This is a genomic window from Exiguobacterium sp. BRG2 (assembly GCF_031844245.1).
In the GTDB taxonomy this organism is placed as follows: Bacteria; Bacillota; Bacilli; order Exiguobacteriales; family Exiguobacteriaceae; genus Exiguobacterium_A.
This window is the reverse complement of record NZ_JAUZUW010000002.1, coordinates 191,343-203,558: the sequence shown is the minus strand read 5'-3', so window position 1 is coordinate 203,558 and position 12,216 is coordinate 191,343. Positions and strand designations below refer to the sequence as shown.

9 protein-coding genes are annotated in these 12,216 nt (G+C 46.8%); all 9 read right to left on the bottom strand.

Annotation, left to right across the window (positions count from 1 at the left end):
* Positions 1-25: 25 nt before the first annotated feature.
* On the bottom strand, positions 26-1,099 hold the full coding sequence (locus Q9R23_RS03720) for a BMP family lipoprotein (RefSeq protein ID WP_214854462.1): 1,074 nt from the start codon (positions 1,097-1,099) through the stop codon (positions 26-28).
* Positions 1,100-1,229: 130 nt separating this feature from the next.
* Positions 1,230-1,949, bottom strand: a complete 720-nt coding sequence (locus Q9R23_RS03715) for a GntR family transcriptional regulator (RefSeq protein WP_311246425.1) — start codon at positions 1,947-1,949, stop codon at positions 1,230-1,232.
* A gap of 222 nt (positions 1,950-2,171) precedes the next feature.
* Positions 2,172-3,185: a BMP family lipoprotein gene (locus Q9R23_RS03710; protein WP_290759169.1), complete on the bottom strand. Its 1,014-nt coding sequence runs from the start codon at positions 3,183-3,185 to the stop codon at positions 2,172-2,174.
* A gap of 322 nt (positions 3,186-3,507) precedes the next feature.
* Positions 3,508-5,655, bottom strand: coding sequence for a DNA translocase FtsK (locus Q9R23_RS03705; protein WP_311246424.1), 2,148 nt, complete (start codon positions 5,653-5,655; stop codon positions 3,508-3,510).
* A gap of 68 nt (positions 5,656-5,723) precedes the next feature.
* Entirely contained in the window at positions 5,724-7,388 is a 1,665-nt protein-coding gene (locus Q9R23_RS03700; RefSeq protein ID WP_023468670.1) for a ribonuclease J, read from the bottom strand.
* A gap of 153 nt (positions 7,389-7,541) precedes the next feature.
* Positions 7,542-8,204: a M15 family metallopeptidase gene (locus Q9R23_RS03695; protein ID WP_311246423.1), complete on the bottom strand. Its 663-nt coding sequence runs from the start codon at positions 8,202-8,204 to the stop codon at positions 7,542-7,544.
* A complete protein-coding gene (locus tag Q9R23_RS03690; protein WP_311246422.1) occupies positions 8,204-9,463 on the bottom strand; it encodes a lipid II:glycine glycyltransferase FemX in 1,260 nt (419 codons plus the stop codon). Before Q9R23_RS03690 ends, Q9R23_RS03695 begins: the two co-directional genes overlap by 1 nt.
* Positions 9,460-10,923: a UDP-N-acetylmuramoyl-L-alanyl-D-glutamate--2,6-diaminopimelate ligase gene (locus Q9R23_RS03685; protein ID WP_311246421.1), complete on the bottom strand. Its 1,464-nt coding sequence runs from the start codon at positions 10,921-10,923 to the stop codon at positions 9,460-9,462. Before Q9R23_RS03685 ends, Q9R23_RS03690 begins: the two co-directional genes overlap by 4 nt.
* 59 nt (positions 10,924-10,982) lie before the next feature.
* Positions 10,983-12,215, bottom strand: coding sequence for a M16 family metallopeptidase (locus Q9R23_RS03680; protein WP_311246420.1), 1,233 nt, complete (start codon positions 12,213-12,215; stop codon positions 10,983-10,985).
* Position 12,216 lies beyond the last annotated feature (1 nt).

Sequence of the window (12,216 nt, the reverse complement as noted above, 5' to 3'; positions counted from 1 at the left end):
ATGCTAGCGACCCCCGCTTTCATTATTATTTAAGTGACGCTTCGTACTCTTTATACTCGTCGTCAGTCGATGGAACTTTAATGTCACCATCGATGATTTGTTTTTTGTACTCTTCGACTTTGTCGAGTGCTTCTTTTGAGACGTTGTCTTTTGAAGGAGCGATATCGACACCGCCGTCTTTTAGACCGAACTCAACGACTTTACCTGCTGGGAATTTGCCGTCCTTCGTGTCTTTCGCGACTTGCTCTACTGCTGTATCCACACGTTTGACCATTGATGTCAATGTGACGTTCTCTGGCATACCTTCTTCGACTTGGTCACGGTCTACACCGATAACCCAAACATCTTCACCGTTCTTTTTACGGTTTTTCGCTTCTGTGAATACCCCTTGTCCAGTTCCACCAGCTGCGTGATAGATGACGTCGACTTTTTTACCGTACATACCTGAAGCGATTGCTTGTCCTTTTTCTGCAGCGTTGAAATCTTCTGCGTATTGAATTTCGATTTCCGCTTTCGGGTTAGCCGCTTTAACACCTGCTTTAAATCCGCTTTCGAACTTTTTGATCAAGTCCGAGTTGACACCACCGACAAATCCAACTTTATCCGTTTTCGTCGTTAGACCTGCAACGACACCAACGAGGAACGAACCTTCGTTTTCTTTGAAGACGATTGAAGCGACGTTTGGTTTATCAACGACTTGGTCAACGAGTGCGAAGTTGTTCTTTTTGAACTGATCCGCTACTTTACCGATATCTTCAGCCATCAAGAAACCAATCCCGAGAATTAAGTCGTATTTTGCACGTGCTAATTGCTGAAGGTTCGGTTGATAGTCTGATTGTTTTGCAGATTGGAGATATTTATAGCCAGTACCTTCTTTTAAGTCATTGTCTTTCCCGAACTTTTGGATACCTTCCCAAGCAGATTGGTTGAATGATTTATCATCCACGCCACCTGTATCTGTAACCATACCTACTTTAAAGCCTTCTGATTTGCTGCCGTTACCTGAATCTTTCGAATCGTCGTTGCCACCACATGCTGCAAGGACGGAACTCATTGCTAAACCTGTTGCTGCTAATGCGAGAAGTGACTTCTTTTTCATCTGGAAAAATCCCCTTTCGAATATGGTCATACAAAGTTCAAGACTACGTCTAGCACCTGAGGCTGGCGATGAGGAGCGTTACGTAGGTTTTGACGGGAAGCGCTTTCAGTATTCATCCTAAAACCATGGCTCACACACGTTTACGGATGACGTGGAAATCGAACTTATCTGCTCGGAAATAGTTCGCTGAAAAAAGAACGGAACGGTCGAGCTCATCATAATGCGTCTGACGCAAAGCGAGCAGAGGTTGGTCCGTATGTAATTGTTCAGCGATTTTCGGATCAATACGCGGCTCGATATGCGTCACAGCATGTGTGACACGTCGTCCGAGTTCTTTTTCTAAAGCATCAAACAATGATGTCGAAGAGGTGAACTGCTCTTCATCTTTAATATAATGGCTTGGAATCTTATCGATACAATAGACGACAGGAACATCTCCTGCGAGTCGGATTCGTTCGATTCGATATACCAATTCATCCGGACCAAGTTGAAAGCGTTCTCGGTCGCGCTCAGTCGGTTGGACCATCTCGGATGATAGCACTTCTGAGGTCGGAATCATGCCTGCGCGCGCGATCATCTCTGTCACGCTGTATAACTCCTCGATACCAGAAGTAAACGGTGGTCTTGCATTGATAAACGTACCGACACCGTGTTTACGGATGACAATGTTCTCATCTTCAAGAATTCGTAATGCCTCTCGAAGAGTAGCTCGACTGACGCCAAGTTGCTTTGAAAGTTCAAACTCTGAAGGGAGCTTCTCGCCTTCCTTGTAAACGCCGTCATCGATGTCTGACTTGATTTTTTCAATCACACGTAAATAAAGCAAACGATGATCTAGTTTAATCGACATGACGCATCTCCATCCTCTATCTAGTTGTAACCAGTGCTCAGACTTCTGACGTATGAGAACTCCAGCCAAGATAAGTATATGATGCTTAACACAATCCTGCAATCATTTTGTAACAGGTTAGAAGTCTGACTTCTGGCGCTTTTGTAACCCTTTTCATAACGTAATCAATAATGGAAGAAAATAGGGCATTCTACCTAAGAATGCCCTTTATCTTTTCAACGCTTATTGCTCAGGTACTTCGATTTTCCCTGAAACGACAGCCGCTTTTGCTTTCTCAAGCGCAGTCATCGTCTTCTTCGAGATTTTTTCAGATGGGACGATATCAACGCCGTCTTCTTTCAGACCATAACGAACCGTTTTACCACCTTCGAGTTTTCCATCTTTCGCTGCGTTAGCTGTATCTTCAACTGCGCGGTCGACACGTTTGATGACCGATGTTAACGTCACGTCTTCCGGCATACCTTCTTCTTTTTGATCACGGTCGACACCGATGACCGATACATCTTCTCCATTTTTCTTACGGTTCTTCGCTTCTGTGAAGACACCATTTCCTGTACCGCCTGCTGCTGGGAAGATGATATCCGCTCCTTTACCGTACATGCCGGCTGCGATGGCTTGACCTTTTTCAGGTGCTGCGAAGTCCTCTGCGTACTGAACATCGATTTTGATTTTTGGATTGACGGATTTCGCTCCAGCTTCGAAACCAGCTCGGAACCGCTCGATGACGTCCATTTTCATGCCACCGACGAAACCGATGTGATCTTTTTTCGTCTCCATAGCAGCAACGATCCCTGCAAGGTACGCCCCTTCATTTTCCTTAAATGTGATCGATGTGACGTTTTTCCCTTCAACGACATTATCAACGATTGCAAATCGTGTATCCTTGAATTGATCTGCTACGGTTTTAACATCTTCATTGAATGTATTCCCGATACCGAAAACGAGATCTTCTCCACCACGTGCAAGACGTGACAAGTTCGGTTGATAATCTTGTTGTGATTTAGACTGTAAATAAGAGAACCCTTCATTTTGCTTGAGTTTGTTATCTTTACCGTACGCTTGCAGACCTTCCCAAGCTGATTGGTTGAACGATTTATCATCGATTCCACCTTTATCCGCTACCATAGCGACAGAGAACTGATCTTTTTGGTCAGCTTTCTCACCTGAACCACCGCAGGCTGCAAGTCCAACTGTTGCTACTGACATCATCGATACGATTACCTGTTTTTTCTTCATATCATCCATCTCCTCCGCATTTATGAGAGCGCTTTCATTATCTATTTGTGAAAAAGTCGCTCCCAGACCTCATGTTGAAGGTCGGTCACTCATATGTCTGAGTATGCCAAAAAAAATATTGAAAATCAACAGACGTCTGACAACTATTTTCATGAAAGCGATTTTATTTTATTTTATTTTTGTCTTTTTTCCTTCCTTTCATTTCTAATTTTCTCATCTCATATACGACTCCTGTGTCATTTTTTTGAGCATATTATACAATCATCCATATATATCCATTATTTTAATAAAAAAGAATCACGGTGGATACCGTGATTCTTGATTAACGTCCCATGACGCGGCGTGGTTTTGATCCTTCAGAAGGACCAATCAGACCATTTTCTTCTAGAGCATCAATCAACCGGGCAGCTCGGTTGTAGCCGATACGATACTTTCGTTGAATCATCGACGTCGATGCCGTCTCTTGGGTCAGAATGAACTGGACGACCTCATCATAGAGTGAGTCATCGACCTCTGTTTCACCTTCAGGTACATCTTTTGGAATCATCGCTTCAACATACTGCGCTTTTTGTTGACTGATGACATGATTGACAACCTTCTCGACTTCTTCGTCTGATAAGAACGCACCTTGTACACGGACGGGTTTGTTCATGCCGTTACCGAGCAACAACATATCCCCTCGTCCAAGCAATTTATCAGCGCCTCCCGTATCAAGGATCGTCCGTGAATCCGTCGCACTCGACACACTGAAGGCGATACGTGACGGAATATTCGCTTTGATGACACCAGTGATGATATCAACACTTGGTCGCTGGGTCGCGATAACCATGTGAATCCCAGCTGCTCGCGCCATTTGTGCAAGTCGCATGATTGCATCTTCAACTTCATTTGACGCGACCATCATCAAGTCGGCTAACTCATCAACGATGACGACAATATACGGTAATCGTTGATGCACTTTTTCCTCTGCGTTCATCTTATCGATTAGTGCATTGTAGCCTTCGATGTTGCGCGCTCCGTTTTGACTGAAAATCTCATAACGACGTTCCATTTCCGAGACGACCTGTTTTAACGCCTGCGCCGCCTTTTTCGGATCGGTGACGACCGGTGCCAAAAGATGAGGAATACCGTTGTAGACGTTTAATTCGACCATTTTCGGGTCAATCATCATCAGGCGGACTTCATCCGGTCGAGCTCGCATCAAAATTGAGACGATCATCCCGTTAATGCAGACCGATTTACCGGAACCGGTCGAACCGGCAACTAAGACGTGTGGCATCTTATTCAGCTTTGCTGTCACCGTCTCACCAGAAATGCTTCGTCCGAGTGCGACGAGCAAACGATCATTGTCGGATTGAACGCTCTCCGCTCCTAACACTTCTCGAAGTGATACCATGGCGACTTCACGGTTTGGCACCTCGATTCCGACAGCCGCTTTACCAGGAATTGGTGCTTCGATTCGAATATCTTTCGCCGCTAACGCAAGCGCTAAATCATCGGCGAGTCCTGTGATTCGACTAAGCTTGATACCTTGTTTCGGTTCAATCTCATACTTCGTGACACTTGGTCCGAGATGAATCTTCAACACTTTCGCTCCGATCCCGAACGATTTTAAGGTCGCAATCAATTTCGTCGCATTATCCTTTAGTCGCTTATTCTCACCCGATAAGTCTTTGGACGTCGGCTCTGCTAATAAATCAAGCGACGGCAATTGATATCCGTCCGGTGTCTCCGTCATCGTCAGTGGTCCTTGTGTCTCCGCTGCTTGCGGTTCAACGTGATCCGTGAAGCCGATAATTGGAACGTCTTGAATGTTGACCGAAGGATCCTCTGCTTCCTGTTCCGTTTCGATCGGTTCCTCGACAGTTGCTGGTCGCAACGTCTTCGGTTTTTTCTCACGAACCGGTTTCGCTTTCAACTCTTTTTCGACACGAGGACGTGGTGTCCGTTCACGATTGCGAAACTCTTCTGCACGTTCCCGGAGCCCAAGCCACAGCTCACCATAAAACGATGGGCGTAGGATATGAACGGCCGTTCCGATGAAGAACAGACCAATCAAGAAGGCACCGCTACTTGAAATGTAATATGCTGCGTTTTGATAGAGCCATCCATTGAGAATGCCACGCGGTGCTCCGAGCAATAGATCAATCCAGACGACTGAACCCATCAGTAACATCGACCATGCCCATTTCTGAGCACGCGACGCATTCGAGAGGAGTAAAAGTAGCACAGCACCGATTCCACCATATATTAAGGAACCGAACTGACCAATTAACCGCTCTCCTCCATCGGCTAGCGTCAGTCCGACTTTCCCGAACTCCCCGAAAGCGAGAACGAAAGCTAGTAATGAGACGATTGCGATGATGGTCGCATATGTACGATACGCAATCGGCTGACGTTGTTTCTTCGCTGCCGGTCGTTTCCGTGGCGGCGTTTTTTTTCGTACAGGTTTTCGTTTCGTCGTCGCCATACGTCATCCCTCCTGATAAAAAAACGGCTCAGTGGACCAGGTATTGGTCAATCTGAGCCGCTCGTTTGTTAAATCTCCATGATGATCGGAAGAATCATCGGGCGGCGTTTCGTCTGTTCATAGAGATAAGCACTCAGTTTATCTCGAATCAACGACTTCATCTCCGTCCAATCCAATTCTCCGTTTAATTTACCTTGTAGTTGTTTCGCGACGATTCGGTTCGCTTCGTTGATCATATCCTCTGATTCACGCATGTAGACGAATCCGCGTGAGATGATTTCCGGTCCCGAGACGATCGTTTTGTTTTTCCGGCTGATCGTAATGACACAAAGGACGACACCGTCTTGCGATAACAAGCGACGATCACGAAGAACGATGTTTCCGACATCCCCCACACCGATTCCGTCGATCAAGACGTTTCCAGCGTTCACTTTGCGCGACATCCGTGCTTTGCGCTTCTCGAACTCAACGACATCCCCATTCTCGATGATGAAGATATTGTTCGCATTGACGCCAACCGTCTGTGCGAGACGACTGTGTGCCTTTTGCATCCGGAATTCTCCGTGAATCGGTAGGAAGAATTTCGGTTTGATCAAGTTGAGCATCAGCTTCAGATCTTCCGCATGACCGTGACCGGACACGTGTACTTTCCGTTGGTTGTAAATGACATTCGCACCAGCACGGAATAAGAGATCGATCGTTTTCGAAACCGACTTTTCGTTACCTGGAATCGGCGAAGCCGCAACGACGACCGTATCGTTCAAGCGAATATTGACTTGCTTATGTGCGTTACGCGCCATTCGTGTCAAGGCTGCCATCGGCTCACCTTGCGATCCTGTCGTCAAGATGACGACTTGGTTATCATCGAGGCGATTGATGTCAGATAGATCAATCAATGTTTTCTGCTTGAAGCGTAAGTAATTCAAACGCTGTGCCACTTCAACGTTGTTGACCATGCTACGACCGACGACCGCTACTTTTCGATTGTTCGCTTCTGCTGCTGCAAATACTTGTTGTAGACGATGAATGTTCGAAGCGAATGAAGCTACAATCACACGACCCGGTGCCTCATAGATGACGTCGTTCAATTCAGAACCGACAATCGATTCTGACCCAGACATCCCTGGTCGCTCTGCATTCGTCGAGTCAGACAGCAAGCACAGTACGCCCCGTTGACCAATCGCTGCAATTTTCCCGAAATCCGCCTGTTTTCCATCGACTGGTGTGTAATCGAACTTGAAATCCCCCGTATGAACGATGGCACCTTGAGACGTTTGAATACAAACCCCAACTGCATCCGGAATCGAGTGGTTGACCCGGAAGAACGTAATAAAATGACCAGCAACGGTTAATTTCGTCTTGGCATCAATTGGACGAAGATCTGCCTTTTTCAATAAACCGGCTTCTTTTAATTTGTGTTCAATCAAACCGAGCGTCAAACGTGTTCCGTAAACAGGTACCTTCAAGTCACGCAAGACGTAACTGAGTGCCCCGATATGATCCTCGTGACCATGGGTAATGAAAATCCCTTGAATCCGCTCTTTGTTTTCTTTTAAATAACTGATGTCTGGAATGACTTTATCGATTCCAAGCATCTCATCTCCTGGGAACATTAACCCGGCATCGATGACGAAGATGTCCTCGTCGAGTTCGACGACGTACATGTTCTTACCGATCTCACCGGCGCCACCAAGAGCAAAGACGCTTACTTTTTCCGTCTTCTTCTTTGACACGACATGACCTCCTATAATTCATATTCACTTTTCGTGAGCCGTCCACTTATCACTATCACTATTCTAGCCGAATTTTCACAATCTGCCAACAATCGGACTAGGAAATCTAAAAAAAACGTCATTCCTGCCACATTACTCCAGGAATGACGTTAATCATGTATTCAACAAATCTTCGACTTCTTCTGTTCGTTTCGCTTTTTCCGAACGGCTTGGACGTTCACCAGCCTTCAGTTCGTCGAGCGAATACCCGAACGTCATCTCAAAATGAGGATAGTCGACGAATCGTTTCCAATCGCCTCCCCATTCGAAACCGAGCGCTTTTCCGATATCCGCGACTTCGCGCCAATCACTTTTCCCTGACCGATTCCCGTCATACTCAAGGTCATACGAAATCTCTCCATTCACGAGCTGAACAAAATCGACAGCGAGTCCATAATTATGCATCGATTCACCACCACGTGCATTCGTGACGACTTCACCTGCCTTAGAACGTCCTTGTTCATAAAGCGCATTCTGTTGCTGAATCGAGCGGTATCCTTGCGTAATCTTGATATCGATATTGTAGCAAGAATGCGCCACACGGATCAGATCCTTTGCCCCTGCCTCGACAGCTGGGTGGAGACGCTTCAGGTTTGGCTCACTTGCATTGATCAAACGATCTTCTCCTGCTACGTCTCGTGGACAACTATCAATCCCGAGCTCCGGTTGATCCATTAAAATCGTCGGCATCCGATTCATGGATGCCGCAAGAAACAATCCAATCGCAAACATCGTCAATAAAAATACGATCCAACCGAAGATTGTTCCCCGTTTCATCAGCGGCGAAGCTTCTTCCGAATTTTTTGTAGAATCGGTAACCCCGTCTCGAGCAACAGATAGAGCGGACGATTGAGTACATAATCGAACTCACCGATTTTTTCAATCATCCGGCTGCCCCAACCAGATTTAAAGGCGTAGAGTCCCGCGTAATGATCATCCGGGTCTGTCGAACCACTGACTCCACCGAAGTCATAGGAGAGCGCACCATGTTCTTTCGCATATTTCATCATCGTCCATTGCATCAAATGGTTCGGCATGAATTCCCGGTACTCGTTCGATGAGGCTCCATATAAGTAATAGGAACGACGACCAGCAAGCGTCAAAAGACCACCAGACAGGATGACACCGTTTGGATGTTTGGCAGCAATCGTCATCAGTTCCGTTTTCGACTTTTCTGCTTTTTCGATTTGTGCTGTCGTCTGCTCCAAGCGATTGTTTAAGCTTTTTAGCTTCTTCTCAGCCGTCTCTTTCTCAAGCTGACGGTGAATCTTCGAGAGTTCCTTATCGGCTTGAAGTAATAAGGCTTCCGTATTCTCAAGAGCACGTACGACATCAAGTTTCGTCAAAAACAAGACCGCATCACCCTTTGGATGGAGATGATCATACAGATTCTCGAAATAATCCAGGCCGCGGATTGAAAAACCATCCCGTTCGCCCGTCTCGACCATCAGCTTCGCAAATGTCTTGAGTCCTTCACGATCCGCTTGTTCGCATACGATCCCTTTGCGTTCAGCAAGACGGACGTTGTAGCGGAACTTCGAATGAAAACCGTCGAAGATCTCTTTTTCTGTCCCTACAAGACTCGTCTCCATCGTAAAGCGTGGTTGCGCGTAGTCAAAACCGCCACCGAAGCCATTATGTTTGAAGCCAAGTCCTTGCATCTCCTGTAACAGACCTGGATATTCTTCCCGCTCGACGTTCGGATCGAATTTAATCGCAATCGCCTTCTGTTGTTTTGCGACACGTATCGCTTCATCACGAAGAGCACGAAGTGCGTCCGTATCCGTATAATCGACGACGAAACCGCGCGGTGCATAACAAAGCGTGAACGGTAGCTTCGGTACTTTCTTAAACAAGAGCAGACCAACTCCGGCAATCTCACCAGAAGTTGTTCCGACCGCGATCCGTTCATGTGTCCATCCTGTCGCGCTTTTGACTTCTCCCCATGCTGGAAGCTGAAGTAAGTCGCCTTTTGGATGTGTTTTTACGAATGTTTCAAATTGATCTATGGTTACAACGATTGGTTGATAAGTCACTTCTGTTCCTCCATTTGCCGTATCATCTCTTTGACGATGACTTCCTCATCGAGAGGGATTTTCTCATCCCCAATGATTTGATATTTTTCATGACCTTTGCCGGCTAAGATGACGATATTATCTGGTCGTGCGAGTCGTGCTGCATAACGCACGGCCTCTTCCCGATCACCGATTTCAACGAACTGATCGTGGGTCATCCCTTTGGCGATGCCGGATGTAATTGACTCATATGCTTCATATCGTGGATCATCCGTCGTGATGACGACGGTTCCTGCGTAGGTCGAAGCCAGTTCGCCCATCTTCGGTCGTTTCGTCACGTCGCGGTTTCCACCTGTCCCGATCAGGAAGACGATCTTTTCCTTCGGTACGTCAACGAGTGCTTTCAGACACTGTTCAATGCCGTCAGGAGTATGCGCGTAGTCGACATACACGTTATATCCTTCAATCGGTAAGCGTTGCATCCGACCTTTTGCCGGACGGATTGCTGAAATCGCTCCTGCAATCGTCGTTAGGTCGTATCCGCAAGACAAGAGGATCCCTGTCGCAAGCAACAGATTGTAGACGTTAAAGCGACCAATGAAATTCGCCGTGACGTCGACTTGTTCTTCTTTGTACAGCATCGTGAACGTCGTTTGTTGAAGTGACTGTTCAATCGCCGTTGCTCGGAGGTCAGCTGCGTTGTCGATACCGTACGTCATGACACGAGCACCTGTCATCATTTCGTACAGTTCGCTCGTCGGATCATCGGCATTCAAGACCGCGACTTTCTCTGTCGACAACCGTTGTCCGAGCTGTGCGAATAACAATCCTTTGGCACGTGCATAGTTCTCAAACGTTTTGTGAAAATCGAGGTGATCATGCGTCAGATTCGTGAATCCCGCAATGTCGTAATCGACACCCGTTACTCGACCAAGCTCTAGTCCATGCGAAGAGACTTCCATGATGACGTCTTGGACATCTTCTTTATGCATCTGATGCAGAAATGCTTGTAATTCGGAGCTTTGTGGTGTCGTATTGCGACTTGGTACGACGCGGTCACCAATCTTGACTTCGACCGTTCCGATGATACCCGTTTTCCGACCAAGGTGCGCTAATATATCACGGACAATCGTCGTCGTCGTCGTTTTCCCGTTCGTTCCTGTAATACCAATCATCCGCATCTTTTCAGAAGGATAATCATAGAATTTGCCAGCCAATTCGGCAATGGCACGTGATGTACTACGAACGAGAATGACAGGAATCGACACATTGACCGGTTGTTCCGCAACGATTGCGACCGCTCCTTGTGCTTCTGCCTGTTTGGCATAGTCGTGTCCATCAACAGTATACCCTTTGATGGCGACGAACAATGATCCCGGTTTAACATCCCGTGAATCGGTCGTGATGGACGTGACGTCCACTTCTACCATTCGTTCGATTTTTTGCGTCTGTATGACTTGAATCAGTTCAGCTAAATTCAACGGTATTCCTTCTTTCTCGACATCGTCATTTCATATGTTTCATCTATTCCGTTCTGCTGTCATGCTTCCTCTTCTTGGTCTGCTGGAAGAATATAGGCCTTTGCCGGTTCCTCCGAAAAGATGTGCTCAATCAGCCCTTCGATGTCCGATGGACGAATTCGTTCTACATCCGCTAGTACTTCTTCGAGTGACGGGTGACGATGCAGATGCAACTCATTTCGGGCATTTCGGTTCATATGGCTCGATGTGCCTTCGTTTCCTAAAATTAGAGAACCTTTTAGCTGTTCAATGCCATCTTCGAGTTCCTTAGCGGATAGTCCGTCTCGCTTCAAGCGATCAATCTCAGCAGCGAGAACCTGTTCGACCTCTTCGACTGATTCCGGAGACGTGCCGACATAGATCGTGAACGTTCCATGATCGTCAAACGTCGTGTAATAGGAAAAGACTGAATAGGCAAGACCGCGTTCCTCTCGGATGGATTGGAACAAGCGACTCGACATCGTCGCACCGAATGCATTATTGAGTAAGGCGAGGGCAGGCAAACGTGGGTCAGCAGAAGGAATCGCACGGAAATTATAACAAATATGAGCCTGTTCCGTATCCTTTTCCTTACGAATCACACCATTTTGTAACCTTGGCTCTGTCGTCTCGCGTGTCTTCGATCGTGATTCGAGGATCGACATCCGCTCTTGAATCTGCGCAATCAACTCGTCTGAGACGTTTCCGGCAACGGAAATGACGATTTGATCCGGAGCATACGCTTCTTCGAGATATCGTCCGATCATCGTTCGATCAATCCGAAGCACACTCTCTTCCGTTCCAAGAATCGGTCGAGCCATGACATCCTCTCCGTAAGCCGCAACAGCTAATAACTCATGGACGAGATCATCCGGTGTGTCATCGTACATCTTGATCTCTTCAATGACGACCTTTTTCTCTTTTTCCAGTTCCTCCGCGTCAAACGTCGATTCGAGGAACATATCCGCCAATACGTGAAAGGCTTCACCTGCATGTTCATCTAGTGTCTTGACGTAATAACACGTTTGATCCTTACTCGTGAACGCATTAATATTTCCACCAAGGCGGTCAAAGTAAACCGCAATCTCTTTTGCCGTATGGCGTTTTGTTCCTTTAAACATCATATGCTCGATGAGATGACTGATCCCATGCTCCTCGATCTGTTCCGTCCGACTTCCTGCTTGAATGAAGATTCCGGTCGCGACGCTGCGTGCTTCTGGCATCCGTTCAACGATTAGTCGAACCCCGTTTTCTAGTTGTATCCGTTCGATCATA